Here is a 22853-nt window from a genome sequence, read left to right as displayed (position 1 = left end):
TGAATACTTATGAAGCCAGACACAACTTCGTTTTGTGGTATAATAATTAGAAAGGAGTTTTACATGCAAGAATTTTTTAAAAGTTATTTTAATAAGCTAGATTTAACAACGGTATTTGAGAATCTTTTAACGAAAGTGATTTCTCTTTTAATTTTATTTGTGCTATTTTACATAGCTAAACAGCTTCTCCATGCAGCTGTCAAGAGAATTGTGAAGCCTTCACTTAAGTATTCAAATCGTGATGCAGGTCGACAAAAGACAATCTCGCGTTTATTAGAAAATATTTTTAATTACACCCTTTATTTCTTTTTAGTTTACTGCATTTTGTCTATCCTAGGATTACCTGTATCTAGTTTACTAGCTGGTGCTGGGATTGCTGGGGTTGCAATTGGTATGGGGGCGCAGGGCTTCTTATCAGATGTTATCAATGGCTTCTTTATTCTCTTTGAACGCCAGTTGGATGTAGGGGATGAAGTTGTTTTGACAAATGGTCCCATTACTGTATCGGGAAAAGTAGTTAGTGTCGGAATTCGAACCACTCAACTAAGAGGTGAAGACCAGGCTCTCCACTTTGTTCCCAACCGTAATATTACTGTGGTTAGCAATTTTTCAAGAGACGAGTTGAACTGAAATTTTACTTGATTTGTGGTACAATAGAAAGAGTTTGGTAAAGGAGAAACGATGTTTTTAGATGAGCAATTAGGAAATGGTTGTGTTTGGATCAATCTAGATGTAGAAAAAATTAAAAATCTTGAAGATTTATCTGAAATCTACGGATTGGATAAAGAAACCATCGAGTATGCGCTGGATAGAAACGAACGAGCCCACATGGATTATAACCGTGAAAACGGGACAGTAACCTTTATCTATAACGTTCTTGACTTAGAGAAGGACAAGGAATACTATGAAGCCATTCCTATGACCTTTATCGTTGAAAAACAACGAATGATTACCATCAGCAACCATAAGAATGCTTATGTCATTGATCAGATGTTAGCTTATCTGGATAGCCATGAGTCGCTTTCTATTTACAAGTTTCTCTTTGCTGGTTTAGAGATTATCAGTAACGCTTATTATCCTGTCATTGAACAGATGGATAAAAGTAAGGATGAAATCAGTGCCTTGTTGCGTCAAACAACCACTAAAAAAAATCTCTTTGCCCTCTCTGACTTGGAAACTGGTATGGTTTACTTGACAGCAGCGGCAAAACAAAATCGACTCCTCTTGGAACATATCCAGGGCCATGCTCTTTATCGGAGATTTAATGATGTCGAACGAGAGCAGTTTGATGATGCCATGATTGAAGCCCATCAGTTGGTGTCTATGACAGACTTGATTTCTCAAGTCTTGCAACAACTCTCAGCTTCTTACAACAACATCCTAAACAATAACTTGAATGATAGTTTGACAATTTTGACTATTGTCTCCGTCTTACTAGCAGTACTTGCGGTTATTACAGGTTTCTTCGGAATGAATGTTCCTCTACCATTTACAGAAGAGCCAAATGCTTGGATTTATATCTTAATGACTAGCTTGATTTTATGGGTGGCCTTATCTCAATGGCTGAAGAAAATTACTAGAAAATAAAAGAGAAGGAGCCAAAATGGTGATTGAAAATTACATGCCAGACTTTGCTGTAGAAGCAGTTTATGATTTGACAGTCCAAAGCCTGAAAAACCAAGGGATCAAAGCTGTTTTGGTGGATTTGGACAACACTCTGATTGCTTGGAATAACCCTGATGGGACTCCAGAAATGAAGCAGTGGTTACATGACCTTCGTGATGCTGGTGTTCGCATTATCGTAGTGTCTAACAACTCTAAAAAACGAGTTCAACGTGCGGTTGAAAAATTTGGGATTGACTATGTTTATTGGGCTTTGAAGCCCTTTACTTTCGGGATTGATCGTGCCATGAAGGAATTCCACTATGAGAAAAACGAAGTGGTCATGGTTGGGGATCAACTCATGACGGATATTCGAGCGGCTCACCGAGCAGGGATTCGTTCGATTTTGGTCAAACCCTTGGTTCAGCACGACTCTATCAAAACGAAGTTTAACCGCGCTCGTGAGCGCCGTGTCATGAAACAAATCACTGAAAAGTACGGGCCTATCACATATAAAAAAGGAATCTAACTATGGAAGAAATTCTCTGTATTGGCTGTGGAGCAACCATTCAGACGACAGATAAGACTGGTCTAGGGTTTACGCCTCAGTCAGCACTTGAAAAAGGTTTGGAGACTGGTGAAGTTTATTGCCAACGTTGTTTTCGTCTTCGTCATTACAATGAAATCACAGATGTGCAGTTGACGGATGATGATTTCCTCAAACTCTTGCACGAGGTAGGAGACAGTGATGCCTTAGTAGTGAACGTCATCGATATCTTTGACTTTAATGGCTCTGTTATCCCAGGATTGCCTCGCTTTGTATCAGGCAACGATGTTCTCTTGGTTGGAAATAAAAAAGACATCCTTCCTAAGTCTGTTAAGCCTGGCAAGATTAGTCAATGGCTCATGGAACGTGCCCACGAAGAAGGTTTACGTCCTGTTGATGTCGTCCTAACTTCAGCACAAAACAAGCATGCTATCAAGGAAGTCATTGACAAGATTGAGCACTTCCGTAAGGGTCGTGACGTCTATGTAGTTGGGGTTACCAATGTTGGGAAATCAACTCTTATCAATGCTATTATCCAGGAAATTACGGGTGACCAGAACGTTATCACAACTTCACGTTTCCCAGGGACAACCTTAGATAAGATTGAGATCCCACTTGATGATGGTTCTTATATCTATGATACACCAGGAATTATCCATCGTCATCAGATGGCCCACTACTTGACGGCTAAAAATCTCAAGTATGTCAGTCCTAAAAAGGAAATCAAACCTAAAACCTACCAGCTCAATCCTGAGCAAACCCTATTTTTAGGTGGTTTGGGACGCTTTGATTTCATAGCAGGAGAAAAGCAAGGATTTACAGCTTTCTTTGACAATGAACTCAAACTTCATCGTACCAAGCTTGAAGGAGCGAGTGACTTTTACGATAAGCACCTTGGAACCCTCCTTACACCACCGAATAGCAAGGAAAAAGAAGACTTTCCAAAACTGGTCCAACATGTCTTTACTATCAAGGATAAGACTGATCTCGTTATCTCAGGACTAGGCTGGATCCGTGTAACAGGAACTGCCAAAGTAGCCGTCTGGGCACCAGAAGGCGTCGCAGTCGTCACACGAAAAGCAATTATTTAAAATAAAATCACTGAGCGAACAAAGTGAGCTCATGTAGAGATAGTTATTGCCGTGGTGTGATTGCCAATCTATAGATTGGCAAGAGGCACAATTGAGACCTAGGCTCAATTGTGAGGTCAGGAAATCCATTTTTCAAAGATGAATTCTTTGGAAAATTAGTTCCGACCGTCCCTCACCACCTAAAATAACTATCAAAAAAGGAAGAAAGAATATGTCATTAACATCAAAACAACGTGCCTTCCTCAACAGCCAGGCACACACCCTCAAACCCATCATCCAAATAGGGAAAAATGGTCTCAACGACCAAATTAAAACCAGCGTTCGTCAAGCACTTGATGCCCGTGAATTGATCAAGGTTACTCTCTTGCAAAACACAGATGAAAACATCCACGAAGTAGCTGAAATCTTGGAAGAAGAAATCGGTGTGGATACAGTTCAAAAAATCGGACGCATCTTGATTTTGTATAAACAATCAAGCAAGAAAGAAAATCGCAAGATTTCTAAAAAAGTTAAAGAAATCTAAGCATGACGCTCCAAAAACTGTTTTTACAGAAGACTAAAGGAGATTAGCCTATGGCAATCGAACTATTAACTCCCTTTACCAAAGTGGAGTTAGAGCCAGAAATCAAGGATAAAAAACGCAAGCAAGTTGGAATTTTAGGGGGGAATTTTAACCCTGTTCACAACGCCCACCTTATCGTGGCAGATCAAGTGCGCCAACAGTTAGGATTGGATCAAGTTCTGCTCATGCCTGAATATCAACCACCACATGTAGACAAAAAGGAAACCATCCCTGAGCACCATCGCCTCAAGATGCTTGAATTGGCGATTGATGGAGTCGACGATCTAGCTATTGAAACCATTGAGCTAGAGCGCAAGGGCATTTCCTACACCTACGACACCATGAAGATTTTGACAGAGCAACATCCAGATACGGATTATTATTTCATTATCGGAGCCGACATGGTGGACTATCTGCCTAAGTGGTACAGAATTGATGAATTGGTCGACCTCGTTCAGTTTGTAGGGGTTCAGCGACCACGATACAAGGCTGGGACTTCTTATCCAGTCATCTGGGTGGATGTGCCCCTCATGGATATTTCATCCAGTATGGTACGTGATTTCATCGCCCAAGGTCGCACACCTAACTTTCTCTTGCCAAAACCAGTGCTAGACTATATTGAGAAAGAAGGGCTTTACTGATGGCATACCAAGACTATATCAACTGTTCGCGTGAAGAATTGTTGGAAAAAATGGCAGAGCTTCTACCTGAAAAACGGTTAACCCACTGCTTAGGTGTGGAGCGTGCAGCCATAGAGCTAGCAGAAAGATTCGGAGTTGATGCTGAGAAAGCTGGTCTAGCAGGCCTTCTTCATGACTATGCTAAAAAGCTGTCAGATCAGGAATTTTTAGACTTGATTGACCGTTACCAGCTAGACCCTGACCTCAAAAACTGGGGTAATAATGTCTGGCATGGCATGGTTGGAATTTACAAGATTCAGGAAGATTTGGATTTGCATGATTCAGAAATCATGCGAGCCATTGAAATCCATACAGTCGGGGCTGGTCAGATGACTGATCTTGATAAGGTTATCTATGTCGCAGACTATATCGAACACAATCGTGCCTTTCCAGGTGTAGATGAGGCGCGTGAAATTGCTGAGCTATCGCTCAATAAGGCAGTGGCCTACGAAACAGCTCGTACTGTGGAGCATCTAGCTCATCAGAGATTCCCCATCTATCCCCAAACCCTTGAAACCTATAACGCCTTTGTGCACTATTTGAAAGAGGACTAAATGAAATCGGCTTTTATAATCATTGATGTTCAGAATATTTTAGTGGAAACCGGTTTTCAGACAAATAGTCTATTGGACAAAATTTCTTATTTACAAAACCAGGCTAGAAGCAAGAATATCGAAATTATTTATGTTCAACATATTGAGAACGCTGAAGCTCAAACATCAGAAGATTGGCAGTTATCTGAGCTTTTAAGTCGAAAACCTAATGAAAAGGTCTTTCAGAAGAAGTATAACAGTATTTTCAAAGAAACTGGTTTAAAAGAATACTTGGATAAACAGGGGATTGAAAAATTAGTTTTATGTGGTATGCAGACAGAATATTGTGTGGATACCTCTGTCAAGGTTGCCTTTGAATATGGCTATGAGCTGATTATTCCAGAAGGTGCTGTCACAACCTTTGATGGGAATGGCATTCCAGCAGAAACGATAAATGAATTTTATGAGGGCATTTGGGAGGGGCGCTTTGCAGATGTCCTAGATTACAAACATATTTTCTAGAAAGAGGACTAAATGAACGAAAAAGAATTACTAGAACTAGTCGTGAAAGCGGCTGATGAGAAACGTGCGGAGGATATCCTCGCACTTGATGTACAAGATTTGACTAGCGTGACGGACTACTTTGTTATCACTAGCTCGATGAATAGTCGTCAGTTGGACGCTATCGCTGATAACATCCGTGAAAAAGTAGCTGAAGCAGGCTTTAAAGGAAGTCATATCGAAGGTGATGCAGCTGGAGGCTGGGTTTTGCTAGACCTCGGCAGTGTCGTTGTGCATATCTTTTCAGAAGAAATGCGTGCCCACTATAACCTAGAAAAGTTATGGCATGAGGCTAATTCTGTAGATCTCTCAGAAACTTTATAGTCTTTTCCTTTATCTTTTATTACGGCGTTAACTCATTTTGCCTAACTCTAGTTATGCCTGCAATTCGTTGCCTAGTACTAAAAGCAAACGAAAAGACTATAGCGTTACAATTGAACTCAGTTGCAGTCAACTGGGTTTTATTTGCTTATTTTAGAAAAATTGATTGAAAGGTAAAGGGCGAGTGGTGTTTGCCATGGACGCTCTTGGTATCATGATTATGGCTACTTATGAAACCTTTGCGGCGGTCTATGATGCAGTTATGGATGATAGTTTATATGACAAATGGACGAACTTTTCCCTCCGTCATCTACCTAAGACTAAGGAGAGAAAGAAACTCTTGGAATTGGCTTGTGGGACAGGGATTCAGTCTGTGCGCTTTTCTCAAGCTGGTTTTGATGTGACTGGACTTGACTTGAGTGCGGATATGCTGAAGATTGCCGAAAAGAGAGCGGCATCAGCCAAGCAAAAGATTGATTTTATTGAAGGCAATATGCTGGATTTATCCAAGGCTGGTAAATACGACTTTGTGACCTGCTATTCCGATTCTATCTGCTACATGCAGGATGAAGTGGAAGTAGGGGATGTCTTTAAAGAAGTCTATAATGCTCTCAATGAGGATGGGGTCTTTATCTTTGATGTACATTCGACTTACCAGACTGATGAGGTCTTCCCAGGCTATTCCTATCATGAAAATGCGGAAGATTTTGCCATGCTCTGGGATACCTATGAGGATGCAGCACCACATTCTATCGTGCATGAGTTGACTTTCTTTGTTAAGGAAGCAGACGGTTCCTTTAGTCGTCATGATGAAGTCCATGAGGAACGGACTTATGAGGTCTTGACTTATGATATTTTACTGGAACAGGCTGGATTCAAATCCTTCAAGCTCTTAGCGGACTTTGAAGACAAGGAACCAACAGAAACTAGCACCCGTTGGTTTTTCGTCGCTCAGAAGTAGGAGATTTCTATGACCATTACAGGTATTATCGCAGAGTTCAATCCTTTTCATAACGGGCATAAATACCTACTGGATCAAGCAGAGGGGCTGAAAATTGTTGCCATGTCTGGGAATTTCATGCAGCGTGGAGAGCCTGCTATCGTGGATAAGTGGACACGAGCCCAGATGGCGCTTGAAAATGGCGCTGATCTGGTAGTGGAATTGCCCTTTTTAGTCAGTGTTCAGGCGGCAGATTTCTTTGGTCAAGGAGCTGTGGATATCTTGGCTCGCTTGGGCATTGATACCCTAGCTTTTGGAACAGAGGAAGTTCTGGATTATCAGAAAATTGCTGACCTATACACGGAGCAAGGTGCTGAGATGGAGAATTTTGTGGACAATCTACCTGATTCACTCTCCTACCCTCAGAAAACCCAGGCCATGTGGAAGGAATTTGCTGGTCTTGATTTTTCAGGCCATACACCCAATCATGTTCTTGCTTTGGCCTATGCCAAGGCGGTTCCAGGACTCAACATCAAACTGCATCCGATTCAGCGTCAGGGAGCTGGCTATCATTCTGTGGATAAGGATGTGGACTTTGCCTCGGCAACAGCTATCCGCCAGCATCAATCAGACCAAGATTTCTTAGAACGCTTTATGCCATCTGTTGCCCTTTTTGAAAATGCTAGTAAGGTAAATTGGGAAGATTATTTTCCTTTGCTTCGCTATCAAATCTTGTCCAATCCCGACCTAACCACCATCTATCAGGTCAATCAAGAAATGGCTGTACGCATCAAGGATGCCATCAAGACAGCTTGGTCTGTTGACGAATTGGTCGAGGTAGTTGCTACCAAACGCTACACCAAAGCGCGTGTCAGACGCCTCTTGACCTATATTTTGGTGCAAGCCAGAGAAAGTGACTTGCCAGAAGCCATCCATGTCCTTGGCTTCACTGAAAAAGGCAGACAACATCTTAAATCCTTGAAAGTCCAAGTCCAGCTAGTTAGCCGAATCGGCAAAGAGCCTTGGGATGCTATAACTCAAAAGGCAGACCAAATTTATCAACTGGGACACCCAAGTATCGCAGAACAAAATTTTGGTCGAGTGCCAATCAGAATCGAAACAAACTAAGTCTACTGAAAGGTAGGCTTTTTTTAGTTTTTTCGAATAACTAGATAGAAATGGAAAAACTTGTACAAGTTCCTGACAACTTTTTTCTTTTCGTGTATAATAGTGGAAAAGAGGTAAAACGAGGTATGGTTATGGAAGCAGTTCTTTACTCAACATTCCGAAATCATTTAAAGGACTATATGAAGAAGGTAAACGATGAGTTTGAACCTTTGACGGTGGTCAATAAAAATCCTGACGAGGACATTGTAGTTCTTTCAAGGAGTGAGTGGGATAGTATTCAAGAAACGCTGAGGGTTGCTCAAAACAAGGAGCTTTCTGACAAGGTTTTGCGAGGGATGGCTCAAGTTCGAGCAGGGCAGGCCAAAGTTCATAATATTGAGGAGTAATGGATGCTACTCAAGTTTACAGAAGATGCCTGGGCGGATTATTGCTATTGGCAAAACCAAGATAAGAAGACATTAAAGAGAATCAACAAACTAATCAAGGATATTCAACGCGATCTTTTTGTAGGAATGGGGAAACCAGAACCACTCAAGTATGACTATCAAGGAGCTTGGTCACGGCGAATTAATGCAGAAAATCGCATCATCTATATGATGGATGGTGATAGCGTCGCTTTCTTATCTTTTAAAGATCATTACTAAGTCTACTGAGAGGTGGGCTTTTTTTAGTTTTTTGCAAAAAAATTCTTTTAAAAAATAGTTAGGTTTAAGAAGCTTATTTTACTAAGGAAAATGAAGATATTGCTCCTAAAAATAACTATAACAACTTCCATTTAAGGTTTGTTAAAAATATTTTTTTGTGGTAAAATGTATAAGAATGCATGTCATTCAGATAAACAAATAAATTGAGGTAAAAACATGGAAATTATGACAATTGTTATAGTTGTTTTTGCCGTCATCATTGGTTTAGTCATTGGATATGTCAGCATCTCAGTCAAGATGAAATCATCACAAGAGGCTGCAGAGTTGATGCTTTTAAATGCTGAACAAGAAGCAACTAATTTACGAGGACAAGCTGAGCGCGAAGCGGATTTATTACTTAATGAAGCTAAAAGTGAAAGCAAATCCCTTAAAAAAGAAGCACTATTGGAGGCTAAAGAGGAAGCCAGAAAATACCGCGAAGAAGTGGACGCTGAATTTAAGTCGGAGCGTCAAGAACTCAAGCAAATCGAAAGTCGTTTGACGGAGAGAGCTACGAGCCTTGACCGTAAAGACGATAATTTGACGAACAAAGAAAAAACACTTGAACAAAAAGAACAAAGTATTTCTGATAGAGCAAAAAACCTTGATGCACGTGAAGAGCAACTAGAGGAAATTGAAAAGCAAAAGCAAGCTGAACTTGAGCGTGTCGGAAGTCTGACTCAGTCAGAGGCAAAAGATATTATCTTAGCTCAAACAGAAGAAGACTTGACCAAGGAAATTGCTAGCCGCATTCGTGAGGCGGAGCAAGAAGTCAAGGAACGTTCAGATAAGCTTGCTAAGGATATCCTGTCCCAAGCGATGCAGAGAATTGCTGGTGAGTATGTAGCTGAGTCTACCAACTCGACAGTTCATCTGCCTGATGATACGATGAAAGGTCGTATCATTGGTCGTGAAGGGCGAAATATCCGTACCTTTGAAAGTTTGACAGGGGTTGATGTCATCATTGATGATACGCCAGAAGTGGTAACCTTGTCAGGTTTCGATCCTATCCGACGTGAGATTGCCCGTATGACGATGGAAACCTTGCTTAAGGATGGACGAATTCACCCAGCTCGTATCGAAGAGTTGGTTGAGAAAAACCGTCAAGAAATTGATAACAGAATTCGTGAATATGGTGAAGCTGCTGCCTATGAAATCGGTGCACCAAACCTTCACCCAGACTTGATGAAGATCATGGGTCGCTTACAGTTCCGTACTTCATACGGACAAAATGTCTTGCGACACTCAATCGAAGTGGCTAAGTTAGCTGGTATCATGGCTAGCGAACTTGGTGAAAATGCAGCTCTTGCCCGCCGTGCAGGATTCCTTCACGATATTGGTAAAGCCATTGACCGAGAAGTAGAAGGTAGTCACGTTGAGATTGGTACTGAATTGGCTCGCAAGTACAAAGAGCATCCAGTCGTGATTAACACAATTGCTAGTCACCACGGTGATGTAGAGCCTGAAAGTGTAATCGCAGTTCTCGTTGCTGCAGCGGACGCCTTAAGTGCAGCCCGTCCAGGAGCTCGAAGCGAATCGCTTGAAAGCTACATCAAACGTCTCCATGATTTAGAGGAAATCGCGAATAGCTTTGAAGGAGTTCAAAATAGCTTTGCCCTTCAAGCGGGACGTGAAATCCGTATCATGGTAAATCCAGGTCAAATCAAGGACGACAAGGTCACAATCTTGGCTCACAAAGTTCGTGAGAAAATCGAAAGCAACCTCGATTACCCAGGAAATATCAAGGTAACCGTGATTCGTGAACTTCGTGCAGTTGATTATGCAAAATAAATAAGAAAGAGCAGTTGAAAAATTACTGCTTTTTTGTTACACTAGATAGAAAGATTGTAGTAAGCAGAAATGCCTTCACAAAGAGAATTTTGAATGAATTTCCAAGGCATTTCACAAACTATCCAAAGGAGACATCATGGCAGACCGTGGCTTACTAATCGTTTTTTCAGGTCCTTCAGGAGTTGGAAAAGGAACGGTTAGACGAGAAATTTTTGAGAGTTCTGAAAACCAATTCCAATATTCTGTATCTATGACAACACGGGCTCAACGTCCAGGTGAAGTAGACGGAGTTGACTATTTCTTCCGTACGCGTGAAGAATTTGAAGAATTGATCCGTCAAGGACAGATGTTAGAGTATGCAGAGTATGTAGGCAACTACTACGGAACTCCTCTGACCTATGTCAATGAAACCCTTGATAAGGGGATTGACGTCTTCCTTGAAATTGAAGTGCAGGGAGCTCTTCAGGTCAAGAAAAAAGTTCCAGATGCAGTCTTTATCTTTTTGACACCACCAGATTTGGAAGAATTGCAAGATCGTCTCGTAGGCCGTGGTACCGATAGTGCAGAAGTGATTGCCCAACGTATCGAAAAAGCCAAAGAAGAAATTGCTTTGATGCGTGAGTACGACTATGCTATTGTTAATGATCATGTTCCTCTTGCCGCAGAACGTGTCAAACGTGTGATTGAAGCAGAACATTTCCGCGTCGATCGTGTCATCGGTCACTACCAGGATATGCTACCAAAGTCTCCAACTATTCGATAAACTATAGAAAACAGGTACAAACAAATGATGCTTAAGCCCTCTATTGATACCTTGCTTGACAAGGTACCATCAAAATATTCACTCGTCATCTTGGAAGCAAAACGTGCTCACGAATTAGAAGCTGGAGCAACTCCAACACAAGAATTCAAATCTGAAAAATCTACACTTCGTGCCTTGGAAGAAATTGAATCAGGGAATGTAACCATCCACCCAGATCCAGAAGGGAAACGCGAAGCTGTTCGTCGTCGTATCGAAGAAGAAAGACGATTGAGAGAAGAAGAAGAAAAGAAAATCAAAGAGCAAATCGCGAAAGAAAAAGAAGAAGGTGAAAAAATTTAAGGTTGGGGGGACTCAATCTTATTTTTTCTATTGCAAGAATACTCAATCAATTGAAACGATTTAAGTAAAGAAGGAGGTGAGGATATGGCTATTGCAAAAATCATTGTGGATGTTCCCTTGATGCAGACGGACCAACCATACAGTTACAAGGTTCCTGAGGAATTTGTAGACATGCTGGAAGTTGGTATGCGGGTTCATGTGCCTTTTGGGAAGGCCAATCGCTTGATTCAGGGAATTGTTCTTGGAATGGAACAAGAATCTGATTTAGATGTGGCAGATGAGGACTTGAAAGAAATTGCTGAGGTGCTGGACTTTTCTCCTGTCTTAACGGAGGAACAACTCTGGTTAGCTGAAGAACTACGTAAGTCAGTTTTTTCATACAAGATTTCTATTCTAAAAGCTATGCTTCCGGGCTTTTTGAATTCTAGCTATGATAAAATCCTCTATCCTCTGGAAGGCTTGAGTCAGGAGGAAAAGGAGCGCTTATTCGGTTCGCAAGAATCTCTAGCCTTTTCATCTCTAGACTTAGAAAAGCAGGCCGAGATGATGCGATTGACTCGCAAAGGACTTTTGAAGTTAGAGTATCAGGCTGTGGATCAGAAGAAAGTCAAAACACAGTCTTGGGTCCAAGTGAATCTTGAGACATTAGAAAAGCTAGAAATCTCCAACCGTGCCAAGAAGAAATTGGAACTGCGAGATTATTTATTAGCACATCCAGAAAGTACTCCTTTGGCTACTTTGTTAGAACATTACTCACGGGAACAAGTTAACTTCTTTGTGGAACAGGGTGCTTTGACGATTCTTCAAAAGGAAGTTCAACGTTCAGCTGCCTACTTTGAAGGAATCGAGTCAAATCAAGCCTTAGAGTTAAACCCAGAGCAAAAACAAGCCTGTAAGGCGGTTGTTGGAGCGATTGGAAAGAAACATCCTTCCTTTCTTCTACAAGGAATTACAGGAAGTGGTAAAACCGAGGTTTACCTGCAGATTATCCAAGGTGCCCTGGATATGGGGAAAACAGCGATTGTTCTAGTTCCGGAAATCTCTCTGACGCCTCAAATGACCGAGCGCTTTATTGCTCGGTTTGGTGAGCAAGTCGCCATTCTCCACTCTGGCTTGTCAAATGGTGAAAAGTACGATGAATGGCGCAAGGTGGAGCGTGGAGATGCTCAGGTAGTTGTTGGGGCCAGGTCTGCTATTTTTGCACCTTTGAAAAATCTAGGTGTTATCATTATCGATGAAGAGCACGAGGCTAGCTATAAGCAAGACAGCAATCCTCGCTACCATGCTAGAGATGTGGCTCTTTTACGAGCTCAGTACAATCAAGCTGCCCTAGTCCTTGGTTCTGCGACACCGAGTTTAGAGAGTCGTGCGCGTGCTGGTAAGGGTGTTTATCAACATCTACGTCTGACTCAACGGGCCAATCCTTTAGCAAGTATTCCTGAAGTTCAACTCATTGATTTCCGTGATTATATCGGACAGAATGAAACATCAAACTTTACACCACCACTGATTGAGGCAATTCAAGATCGACTGGATAAAAAAGAGCAGGTTGTTCTCATGCTCAATCGTCGTGGTTATTCTAGCTTTGTCATGTGCCGGGAATGTGGGACAGTTGATACCTGTCCAAATTGCGATATTTCCTTGACGCTGCACATGGATACTAAGACTATGAATTGTCATTATTGTGGTTTTACGAAGGAAATTCCTCATGTCTGTCCAAATTGTCAGAGTCGTAGTATTCGATATTATGGAACGGGAACTCAGAAGGCCTATGATGAGCTAGCAGAACTCTTTCCAGAGGCACGCATTCTACGCATGGATGTGGATACCACTCGTAAGAAGGGTAGTCACCAAGCTTTACTTGAACAATTTGGCAATGGTGAAGCGGACATATTGCTAGGAACCCAGATGATTGCAAAGGGCTTGGATTTTCCAAATGTGACCTTGGTTGGTGTTCTCAATGCGGATACAGCCTTGAACCTGCCTGATTTTCGTTCTTCTGAGAGAACCTTCCAACTCTTGACCCAGGTGGCAGGTCGCGCCGGTCGTGCTGAAAAGGCAGGTCAGGTCTTGATTCAGTCCTATAATCCACAACACTATGCCATTCGATTTGCCAAGGATCAGGACTACGAAGGTTTCTATGCCTATGAAATGGGTATCAGACGTCAGTTGGGTTATCCACCTTATTATTTCACTATTGGAATCACCTTATCTCATAAAAAAGAAGAAGAGGTTCTTAGACGTGCTTATCAAGTCATGGATATTTTGCGGTCAGGTTTGTCGGATGCTAGTATTATCCTTGGACCAACGCCAAAACCTATCGCTCGTACTCATAACCTCTATCATTACCAAATTTTGATTAAATACCGTTTAGAAGATGAGTTAGCTTCAACCCTTAATCAGGTCTTAGCCCTAACTCAAGAACGTGAAAATAGCGAACTTCGTCTCAGTATTGACAACGAACCGCAACAATTTTTATAGAAGGAGAAAAGATGACAAAACTAATCTTTATGGGAACTCCCAATTTTTCAGCAACTGTTTTAAAGGGGCTTTTGTCAGATGACCGCTACGAGATTGTAGCGGTTGTAACTCAGCCAGATCGTGCGGTTGGACGTAAAAAAGTTATCCAAGAAACCCCAGTGAAACAAGCTGCCAAAGAGGCAGGCCTACCTATCTACCAACCAGAAAAATTATCAGGTAGTCCAGAAATGGAAGCTATCATGAATTTGGGAGCTGACGGGATTGTTACTGTAGCTTTTGGACAATTTCTCCCAAGTAAACTCCTTGATAGCATGGATTTTGCAGTCAATGTTCACGCCTCCCTCCTTCCCAAACACCGTGGTGGAGCTCCTATCCATTATGCCTTGATTCAAGGGGATGAGGAGGCAGGAGTGACTATTATGGAAATGGTCAAGGAAATGGATGCAGGAGATATGATTTCCCGTCGTAGCATCCCAATTACAGATGAGGATAATGTCGGTACCTTATTTGAAAAATTAGCCATTGTTGGGCGTGATTTACTTTTAGAGACCCTTCCTGCTTATATAGCTGGTGAAATTCAACCTCAACCGCAAGATCCAAGCAAAGTAACTTTCTCACCAAATATCAAACCTGAGGAAGAAAAATTGGACTGGAACAAGACCAACCGTCAACTTTTTAACCAAATCCGTGGGATGAATCCATGGCCAGTTGCCCACACTTTCCTAAAGGGCGAACGTTTCAAAATCTATGAAGCTTTGCCGGTTGAAGGTCAGGGGAATCCTGGAGAGATACTCTCCATCAGTAAGAAAGAATTGATTGTCGCAACAGCAGAAGGAGCCCTGTCTCTCAAGCAGGTTCAACCAGCAGGAAAACCTAAAATGGACATTGCTTCCTTCCTTAACGGAGTGGGACGAAGTTTGGCAGTAGGAGAACGCTTTGGTGACTAAAGTAGAAACGGCTAGATACTTAGCCTTAAAGGTGCTAGAGGATGTCTTTGTCAATCAAGCCTACTCCAATATCGCCTTAAATAAACACCTCAAGGGAAGTCAACTGTCAGCAGCAGACAAGGGATTAGTGACAGAGCTTGTTTATGGAACCGTAGCTCGTAAACTAACTTTAGAATGGTATTTGTCTCACTTTATTGAGGATAGAGACAAGCTAGACAGCTGGCTCTATGTTTTGCTTCTCATGAGCGTCTACCAACTCCAATACTTGGATAAGCTTCCTGATCATGCAGTGGTCAATGAAGCGGTAGAAATTGCAAAACTTCGTAAAAAGGGTAGCGAAAAACTGGTCAATGCAGTCCTTCGTCGTATCTTGCGTGATGGCTTGCCAGATATTGCCAGTATCAAGCGTAAGAACAAGCGTGATTCTATCGCCTACTCTTTGCCAGTGTGGTTAGTTTCTAAGCTCAAGGAAGAGTATGGAGAAGAGCGAGCGCAAGCGATTTTTGAGAGTCTTTTGCAACGCAATAAAGCCAGTATTCGGGTAACAGATTTGAGCCGAAAAGAGGAAATCAAAAAAATGCTTGATGCAAGTGATTCTGCTTTATCAGCTTCTGGTCTGGTCAAGGAGCAGGGGCATTTTGCGGGTCATGACTTATTTGCTGAAGGGGCTATTACTATCCAGGATGAGTCTAGTCAGCTGGTTGCACCAACACTAGAGCTACAAGGAGAGGAGCAGGTTTTGGATGCTTGTGCAGCTCCAGGTGGGAAAACAGCCCATATGGCCTCTTATCTCACGACAGGTCAGGTAACAGCTCTGGATCTCTACGACCACAAACTCACTTTAATTCAAGAGAATGCAGAGCGCCTAGGTGTAGCAGACCGTGTTCAAACACAAAAATTGGATGCCCGAAAGGTTCACGAGTTTTTTGGTAAGGATCAATTTGATAAGATTCTTGTTGATGCCCCTTGCTCAGGGATTGGTCTATTGCGTCGGAAACCAGATATCAAATACAACAAAGACACTGCTGATTTCGCGTCATTACAGGAAATTCAGTTGGAAATATTAGGTAGTGTTTGTCAAACGCTACGTAAAGGTGGTATAATAACTTATAGTACCTGCACTATTGTCTCTGAGGAGAACTTTCAAGTGGTTCAAGCATTTTTAGAAAGTCATCCAGAGTTCGAGCAGGTTAAACTAGAACACGAATGCAAGGATATCCTAAAAGATGGCTGCATCCTCATTACTCCAGAATTGTACGGAAGTGATGGATTCTTTATCAGCCAATTTCGTAAGATATCCAATTAGGAAGGAACTGACACAATGGAGATTTCATTATTAACAGATGTGGGTCAGAAACGTACAAATAATCAAGACTATGTCAATCTTTTTGTCAACCGTGCCGGTCGTACGATGATTATCTTGGCTGACGGGATGGGAGGACATCGAGCGGGTAATATTGCCAGTGAGATGGCAGTTACGGACTTAGGTGTTGCCTGGGTAGATACTCAGATTGATACCGTGAATGAAGTTCGTGAATGGTTTGCAGAACACCTAGAAATTGAAAATCAAAAGATTTATCAATTGGGGCGTGATGAAGCATATAAAGGAATGGGTACAACTCTAGAAGCCCTTGCAATCATTGATAACCAAGCCATCTATGCTCATATTGGTGATTCTCGTATCGGCTTGGTTCGTGGAGAAGAGTACCAACAATTAACGAGTGATCATTCATTAGTCAATGAGTTGCTCAAGGCAGGTCAATTAACACCTGAAGAAGCTGAAGCGCATCCACAAAAAAATATCATTACCCAGTCTATTGGACAAAAAGATGAGATTCAACCTGATTTAGGAATTGTAAGTTTGGAACCTGGTGACTATATCGTTATGAACAGTGATGGTCTCACGAATATGATTTCAGGAAGTGAAATCTATGACATCGTGACAAGTGATATTTCACTTGAAGACAAGGCGGCAACCTTAGTACGTTTTGCAAACAATGCCGGAGGGCTTGACAACATTACTGTTGCCTTGATTGCGATTGAGGAGGAATCAGAATGATCCAGATCGGCAAGATATTTGCCGGACGATATCGGATTATCAAACAAATTGGCCGTGGTGGGATGGCAGATGTCTACCTGGCCAAAGATTTGATTCTGGATGGGGAAGAGGTAGCGGTGAAGGTCCTGAGGACCAACTACCAAACGGATCCAATCGCTGTTGCACGTTTTCAGCGTGAAGCACGTGCGATGGCGGACCTAGATCATCCTCATATCGTTCGAATTACGGATATCGGTGAAGAAGACGGTCAACAATATCTAGCTATGGAATATGTAGCTGGGCTTGACCTCAAACGTTATATCAAAGAACACTACCCTCTATCAAACGAGGAAGCTGTTCGTATCATGGGGCAAATTCTCTTGGCTATGCGTTTGGCGCATGCAAAGGGGATTATTCACCGTGATTTAAAACCTCAAAATATACTCTTGACTCCTGATGGAACCGCAAAAGTTACTGACTTTGGGATTGCAGTGGCCTTTGCAGAAACCAGTTTGACACAGACCAACTCCATGTTGGGTTCTGTTCACTATCTATCACCTGAGCAGGCGCGTGGTTCTAAGGCGACCATACAGAGTGATATTTATGCAATGGGAATTATCTTTTTCGAAATGTTGACAGGTCATATTCCTTATGATGGAGATAGTGCTGTGACCATTGCACTTCAGCATTTCCAAAAACCACTTCCTTCGGTCATTGCAGAAAACCCATCAGTGCCACAATCCTTGGAAAATGTAGTTATAAAAGCGACAGCTAAAAAGTTGACAGACCGTTATCAAACTGTCTCAGAGATGTATGTTGACTTATTGAGCAGTCTTTCTTATAACCGTCGAAATGAACCAAAGCTGGTATTTGAAGATACAAGTAAAGTTGACACAAAAACCTTACCGAAAATTTCACAATCTACTTTAACAGCGATTCCTAAAGTGCAACCAAAGGAAGAAAGTCCTCAGAACCAAAAGCCGACTCAAAAGGCAACTAGTAAAGAAACTGTTGCAAAACCAGTCAAGAAACGTCGTTTTAAAGCGAGGTATTTGGTGATTTTGGCTAGCTTTATACTTGTTTTGGCTTCTCTCTTTTGGATAGTATCCAAAACACCAGCAACTGTTGAAATTCCAAATGTTGCAGGACAAACTGTAGCAGAAGCTAAGGAAAAACTTAAAAAAGCTAATTTTGAAATTGGCGAGGAAAAGTCTGAAGCTAGTGATACGGTAGAAGAAGGCCGAGTGATTCGAACGGATCCAGATGCTGGTTCGTCTCGTAAAGAAGGTATTAAAGTCAATCTCATTATCTCTTCAGGTCAGCAATCATTTAAAATTGGAAATTATATTGGACGCAATTCTACAGACGTCATTGCAGAGTTGAAAGGGAAAAAAGTTCCTGAAAATCTCATCAAGGTTGTAGAAGAAGAATCAAGTGAAACAGAGGCAGGACTTGTTATGAGACAGAGTCTACCAGAAGGAACCACTTATGATCTTAGTAAGGCGACAGAGATTACCTTGACAGTAGCCAAGAAGGTAACTAGCGTTCCTATGCCAAGTTATATTGGATCAAGCCTTGAATTTACCAAGAATAACTTGATTCAGATAGTCGGTGTTAAAGAGGCGAATATTGAAGTAGTAGAGGTTTCTACAGCACCAGAAGGGACTGTTGAGGATACTGTGGTTAGTCAAAGTCCAAAACCAGGTGAAGGTGTAGATTTGAATACAACTCGTATCAAAATTTCTATCTACAAACCGAAAACAACAACAACGACAACAAATCCTTCACAAGGAAATCCAAATCGTGGAGAGACATCACCACAGATTAGAGAACCTCAAACTACGACAGCACCGTCATCTCCGTCATCGAATAATCAGTCGGAGAACCATAATGGTGAGAACTAATCAATCTTTGTCACAGTTTTTGTGACAAAGATTTTTTTTCCTTAAAATTTATGATAAAATAAAAAGAGTTTAAAAAGGAGGGGAACATGGACGAATCAAAAAAACTGAATGCAGTCATTGATGTCATTATGTTAGCAGGAACAATTCTGCTTCGCAATGGATCTGAAATCCATCGTGTCGAAGACACCATGATTCGAATTGCTCATTCACAAGGCATCATGGATTGTAATGTTTTGGCTATGCCTGCAGCTATTTTTTTCTCCATTGAAAATACAAATATCTCTCGAATGAAACGAGTAACCTCCTCTGCTTATAATATTGAGAAGGTGTGTGATGTCAATCAGATTTCACGGCAACTTGTATCAGGGCAGCTTGATTTGGAGACAGCCTTTATTCAACTCAAGCAATTAAATGCTAAGGCATCTCCCTACACCAATGTTCAGCTAACTGCTGCAGCAACCCTTAGTGCTCCCTTCTTCTCTATCATGTTCGGGGGGAATGTCTACGATGCCATTGGTGCAGGAGTGGCAACCATATTTGCTTTCACCTGTTCTCTTTACGTAGAAAAATTTATCCGTATTCCCTTTATGACAGCTTTTGCAGGTGCCCTTGTCTTTGGTTTGATTGCACAATTTTGGGCGCGCTATTCTGGTTTACCGTCTACAGCTGATTTGGTCATTGCAGGTGCGGTCATGCCTTTTGTACCGGGAATTGCTCTGACCAATGCTGTTAGAGATATTATGACCAATCACATTAACTCTGGTATGAGCAAGATGTTTGAATCCTTGCTGGTTACCCTTGCCTTAGGGGCAGGCACCTCTGTCGCCCTCGTACTCATGAACTAATATGACTCTAACAACATTTTTATTGCAGGCTCTAGCTAGTCTGCTAGCTATTATCACTTTTTTAATCGTTTTAAACGTCCAACGTTCCATGCTCATTCCTGGTGGAGTTTTGGGGATGTTAATCTGGCTGCTCTATCTAATACTCAAGGAGCCAACTAATGTTATTTTGGCGACCTTTATTGCCGCTGTAATTGGTTCTTGTATCAGCCAGATTATGAGTATTCTCTACAAAACACCAGCAGTTGTGTTTTCTTTAGCGATTTTAGCTCCGCTGGTACCGGGTTATCTCTCTTATCGAACGACTTCATTTTTTGTGACAGGCGACTATAGAAACGCCATTGCCAGCGCAATGTTGGTGATGATGTTGGCCCTTGTTATCTCTATAGGAATGGCAAGTGGGACAGTTGTACTGAAGTTGTATCACTATCTCAAAAAGAATCGAGCTAGCTAAGTCTCGATTTTTTCGTGGGTAGAGTGGCTGAAAGAGCGTGAGTACGACGATAGAAATGAACTTGATTTGGGGAATCAAGTCTTTTTTCGCTCATTTGACCTCAATTATGATAAAATAGAGGTGAACGAATTTTTACAATGAATGATAAAAATAGAGGTAAATATGACAATCGGTATTGATAAGATTGGTTTTGCGACCAGTCAATACGTTTTGAAATTACAAGATTTAGCAGAAGCTCGAGGGACTGATCCTGAAAAATTGAGTAAAGGACTCCTTTTAAAAGAATTGAGTATTGCTCCTTTAACAGAGGATATTGTTACCTTGGCTGCCAGTGCAGGAAATTCTATCCTGACTGAAGAAGAGAAGCAAGAGATTGATATGGTTATCGTAGCGACAGAATCTGGAGTAGACCAAAGTAAGGCTGCTGCGGTTTTTGTACACGGTCTACTTGGAATTCAACCTTTTGCTCGTAGTTTTGAAATCAAAGAAGCTTGCTATGGTGCAACTGCGGCCCTTCACTATGCTAAGTTACACGTAGAAAATTCTCCTAAATCAAAAGTTTTGGTACTTGCTAGTGATATTGCAAAATATGGTGTCGAAACTCCTGGGGAACCAACTCAAGGAGCAGGTTGTGTTGCCATGTTGATTAGTCAAAATCCACGTGTTATGATCTTCAACAACGATAACGTTGCGCAGACTCGTGATATCATGGACTTTTGGCGTCCAAATTATTCAACGACCCCATTTGTAAATGGAGTCTACTCAACACAGCAGTATTTGGATAGCTTAAAAACGACTTGGGAAGAGTACCAAAAGCGTTATGATTGCGACTTGAATGATTTTGAAGCTATTTGTTTCCATTTGCCATATCCAAAGCTAGCTCTCAAGGGATTGAAAAAAATTCTTGATAAATCTCTACCTCAAGAGAAAAAGGATTTACTTCAAAAACACTTTGATGAGTCCATTATTTACAGCCAAAAAGTTGGGAATATCTATACAGGTTCACTCTTTTTAGGACTCTTGTCTCTTCTTGAAAACTCTGATAGTCTCAAAGCAGGGGACAAGCTAGCTCTCTATAGCTACGGAAGCGGTGCTGTATCTGAGTTCTTCAGTGTGGAATTGGTTGAAGGCTATGAACAGCAATTGCAGAAAAATCGCTTAGAATTGCTAGACCAGCGTCAAGCATTGAGCGTAGCTGATTATGAACGAATCTTCTTTGAGGAAGCAAACTTGGATGAGTCAGGTTCTGCAACCATGTCAGGCTATGAAGGACAGGACTATGCTCTGGTTGAGATTGTAGAACACCAACGTCGCTACAGCAAGGTTGAAAAATAATGAAAAAAAATTGGAATGGATTTGCTAAAAAATCAATTCAAGAGCGCCTTGAGTTCGTTAAGTCTCAGGCGCTTACTTCTATGGAAGCCCAAGAAAGTCTTGAGCAAAATGAAAATCTTAGTATAGCAGTTGCGGACCAACTGAGTGAAAATGTAGTGGGGACCTTCTCACTTCCATACTCTGTAGTTCCAGAAGTGTTGGTAAACGGTCAAGAGTACACAGTTCCTTATGTGACCGAAGAGCCATCTGTCGTTGCTGCGGCTAGTTTTGCTAGTAAGATTATCAAACGTGCGGGTGGTTTTACTGCTCAGGTTCATCAACGCCAAATGATTGGTCAGGTAGCTCTTTATCAGGTTCCAGATAGGGATAAAGCATGTCAGGCTATTTTGAGTCAGAAAGCAGAGCTACTCGAACAAGCAAACCAAGCCTATCCATCTATTGTCAAACGTGGTGGTGGAGCCAGAGAGCTAACAGTTGAGAAAATTTCTGGTGAGGCTGACTTTTTAGTGGTTTATCTCCATGTGGATACTCAGGAAGCCATGGGAGCTAATATGCTCAATACCATGTTAGAGGCTTTAAAACCTAGCATAGAAGCTCTAAGTCAAGGGCAAAGTTTAATGGGCATTCTATCCAACTATGCCACAGATTCTCTAGTAACTGCAACTTGTCGGATTGCCTTTCGTTATTTGAGCCGCCAGAAGGATGAAGCGCGTGAACTAGCGGAAAAAATGGTTTTAGCTAGCCAGTTTGCTAAAGCAGATCCTTATCGAGCAGCGACTCACAACAAGGGAATCTTTAACGGAATTGATGCTCTCTTGATTGCTACTGGAAATGATTGGCGTGCCATCGAAGCAGGAGCGCATGCCTATGCCAGTCATGATGGTGTTTATCGAGGTCTCAGTCGTTGGACGATGGATTTGGAAACAGAAGAGTTAATAGGAGAGATGACTATGCCGATGCCAGTTGCTACCAAGGGTGGATCAATTGGTCTTAATCCTCGTGTAGTTCTCAGCCATGAATTGCTAGGTCATCCATCAGCTAAGGAATTGGCTCAAATTATCGTGTCAATTGGTCTTGCACAAAACTTTGCAGCTCTTAAAGCTCTTGTCAGCACAGGAATTCAGCATGGACACATGAAACTTCAAGCGAAGTCACTAGCCCTCCTTGCAGGAGCCACAGAGGCTGAAGTGCCTAAGTTGGTAGAAAGCTTGATTGCTGAAAAAACTTTTAATTTAGAAAAAGCCCAAACACTTTTGAAAAACTTAAGATCATAAGAAAAACTCAGACGAAACTAGTCTGAGTTTTTTTGTG

The 22853-nt window shown here is 41.7% G+C and carries 25 protein-coding genes; all 25 read left to right on the top strand.

Going from position 1 to position 22853, the window contains the following annotated elements:
* Positions 1-63 precede the first annotated feature (63 nt).
* A complete protein-coding gene (locus ACESNQ_RS06290) occupies positions 64-630 on the top strand; it encodes a mechanosensitive ion channel family protein (protein ID WP_247922231.1) in 567 nt (188 codons plus the stop codon).
* 51 nt (positions 631-681) lie between these two features.
* Positions 682-1587: a magnesium transporter CorA family protein gene (locus tag ACESNQ_RS06285; protein WP_373075807.1), complete on the top strand. Its 906-nt coding sequence runs from the start codon at positions 682-684 to the stop codon at positions 1585-1587.
* 16 nt (positions 1588-1603) lie between these two features.
* The gene (locus ACESNQ_RS06280) at positions 1604-2131 is read left to right on the top strand and encodes a YqeG family HAD IIIA-type phosphatase (protein ID WP_373075806.1); all 528 of its coding nucleotides are present in this window, start codon (positions 1604-1606) and stop codon (positions 2129-2131) included.
* Positions 2132-2133: 2 nt separating this feature from the next.
* Entirely contained in the window at positions 2134-3240 is a 1107-nt protein-coding gene (gene yqeH / locus ACESNQ_RS06275; protein WP_373075805.1) for a ribosome biogenesis GTPase YqeH, read from the top strand.
* 211 nt (positions 3241-3451) lie between these two features.
* Entirely contained in the window at positions 3452-3763 is a 312-nt protein-coding gene (gene yhbY, locus ACESNQ_RS06270; protein WP_000060171.1) for a ribosome assembly RNA-binding protein YhbY, read from the top strand.
* 50 nt (positions 3764-3813) lie between these two features.
* Positions 3814-4443, top strand: a complete 630-nt coding sequence (locus ACESNQ_RS06265) for a nicotinate-nucleotide adenylyltransferase (protein WP_373075804.1) — start codon at positions 3814-3816, stop codon at positions 4441-4443.
* Positions 4443-5036, top strand: a complete 594-nt coding sequence (yqeK, locus tag ACESNQ_RS06260) for a bis(5'-nucleosyl)-tetraphosphatase (symmetrical) YqeK (protein ID WP_373075803.1) — start codon at positions 4443-4445, stop codon at positions 5034-5036. Before ACESNQ_RS06265 ends, yqeK begins: the two co-directional genes overlap by 1 nt.
* Positions 5037-5537 carry a cysteine hydrolase family protein gene (locus ACESNQ_RS06255; protein ID WP_373075802.1) on the top strand — a complete coding sequence of 167 codons (501 nt, stop codon included), beginning with the start codon at positions 5037-5039 and terminating at the stop codon, positions 5535-5537.
* Between the two features lie 12 nt (positions 5538-5549).
* The gene (gene rsfS, locus ACESNQ_RS06250) at positions 5550-5900 is read left to right on the top strand and encodes a ribosome silencing factor (RefSeq protein ID WP_373075801.1); all 351 of its coding nucleotides are present in this window, start codon (positions 5550-5552) and stop codon (positions 5898-5900) included.
* A 217-nt stretch (positions 5901-6117) separates the two neighbouring features.
* Positions 6118-6858: a class I SAM-dependent DNA methyltransferase gene (locus tag ACESNQ_RS06245; RefSeq protein WP_373075838.1), complete on the top strand. Its 741-nt coding sequence runs from the start codon at positions 6118-6120 to the stop codon at positions 6856-6858.
* Positions 6859-6867: 9 nt separating this feature from the next.
* Complete coding sequence (locus tag ACESNQ_RS06240; protein WP_373075800.1) at positions 6868-7965, top strand: nucleotidyltransferase; 1098 nt, start codon at positions 6868-6870, stop codon at positions 7963-7965.
* 131 nt (positions 7966-8096) lie between these two features.
* Positions 8097-8351 (top strand): type II toxin-antitoxin system Phd/YefM family antitoxin, encoded by a 255-nt coding sequence (locus tag ACESNQ_RS06235; RefSeq protein ID WP_373075837.1) that lies wholly within the window; start codon positions 8097-8099, stop codon positions 8349-8351.
* A gap of 3 nt (positions 8352-8354) precedes the next feature.
* Positions 8355-8609, top strand: coding sequence for a Txe/YoeB family addiction module toxin (locus tag ACESNQ_RS06230; RefSeq protein ID WP_373075799.1), 255 nt, complete (start codon positions 8355-8357; stop codon positions 8607-8609).
* Between the two features lie 216 nt (positions 8610-8825).
* On the top strand, positions 8826-10439 hold the full coding sequence (locus ACESNQ_RS06225) for a ribonuclease Y (RefSeq protein WP_004251393.1): 1614 nt from the start codon (positions 8826-8828) through the stop codon (positions 10437-10439).
* 136 nt (positions 10440-10575) lie between these two features.
* The gene (gene gmk / locus ACESNQ_RS06220; protein WP_000775049.1) at positions 10576-11202 is read left to right on the top strand and encodes a guanylate kinase; all 627 of its coding nucleotides are present in this window, start codon (positions 10576-10578) and stop codon (positions 11200-11202) included.
* A 24-nt stretch (positions 11203-11226) separates the two neighbouring features.
* The gene (rpoZ, locus tag ACESNQ_RS06215) at positions 11227-11541 is read left to right on the top strand and encodes a DNA-directed RNA polymerase subunit omega (protein ID WP_004251389.1); all 315 of its coding nucleotides are present in this window, start codon (positions 11227-11229) and stop codon (positions 11539-11541) included.
* An 84-nt stretch (positions 11542-11625) separates the two neighbouring features.
* Positions 11626-14022 (top strand): primosomal protein N', encoded by a 2397-nt coding sequence (locus tag ACESNQ_RS06210; protein ID WP_373075798.1) that lies wholly within the window; start codon positions 11626-11628, stop codon positions 14020-14022.
* A gap of 11 nt (positions 14023-14033) precedes the next feature.
* The gene (fmt, locus tag ACESNQ_RS06205; RefSeq protein ID WP_373075797.1) at positions 14034-14969 is read left to right on the top strand and encodes a methionyl-tRNA formyltransferase; all 936 of its coding nucleotides are present in this window, start codon (positions 14034-14036) and stop codon (positions 14967-14969) included.
* A complete protein-coding gene (gene rsmB, locus ACESNQ_RS06200) occupies positions 14962-16275 on the top strand; it encodes a 16S rRNA (cytosine(967)-C(5))-methyltransferase RsmB (RefSeq protein ID WP_373075796.1) in 1314 nt (437 codons plus the stop codon). Before fmt ends, rsmB begins: the two co-directional genes overlap by 8 nt.
* A gap of 15 nt (positions 16276-16290) precedes the next feature.
* Positions 16291-17028 carry a Stp1/IreP family PP2C-type Ser/Thr phosphatase gene (locus ACESNQ_RS06195; protein WP_373075795.1) on the top strand — a complete coding sequence of 246 codons (738 nt, stop codon included), beginning with the start codon at positions 16291-16293 and terminating at the stop codon, positions 17026-17028.
* Positions 17025-18911 carry a Stk1 family PASTA domain-containing Ser/Thr kinase gene (pknB, locus tag ACESNQ_RS06190; protein ID WP_373075794.1) on the top strand — a complete coding sequence of 629 codons (1887 nt, stop codon included), beginning with the start codon at positions 17025-17027 and terminating at the stop codon, positions 18909-18911. Before ACESNQ_RS06195 ends, pknB begins: the two co-directional genes overlap by 4 nt.
* Positions 18912-18997: 86 nt before the next feature.
* Positions 18998-19756 (top strand): threonine/serine exporter family protein, encoded by a 759-nt coding sequence (locus tag ACESNQ_RS06185; protein WP_373075793.1) that lies wholly within the window; start codon positions 18998-19000, stop codon positions 19754-19756.
* Between the two features lies 1 nt (position 19757).
* Complete coding sequence (locus ACESNQ_RS06180) at positions 19758-20207, top strand: threonine/serine exporter family protein (protein ID WP_373075792.1); 450 nt, start codon at positions 19758-19760, stop codon at positions 20205-20207.
* Positions 20208-20369: 162 nt separating this feature from the next.
* Positions 20370-21542, top strand: coding sequence for a hydroxymethylglutaryl-CoA synthase (locus tag ACESNQ_RS06175; protein WP_373075791.1), 1173 nt, complete (start codon positions 20370-20372; stop codon positions 21540-21542).
* Entirely contained in the window at positions 21542-22816 is a 1275-nt protein-coding gene (locus ACESNQ_RS06170; RefSeq protein ID WP_373075790.1) for a hydroxymethylglutaryl-CoA reductase, degradative, read from the top strand. The genes ACESNQ_RS06175 and ACESNQ_RS06170 overlap by 1 nt, the downstream gene beginning before the upstream one ends.
* Positions 22817-22853: the final 37 nt, after the last annotated feature.

Source organism: Streptococcus infantis (assembly GCF_964243025.1).
Classification (GTDB): Bacteria; Bacillota; Bacilli; order Lactobacillales; family Streptococcaceae; genus Streptococcus; species Streptococcus infantis_N.
This window is presented reverse-complemented; position numbering and strand designations above follow the sequence as displayed.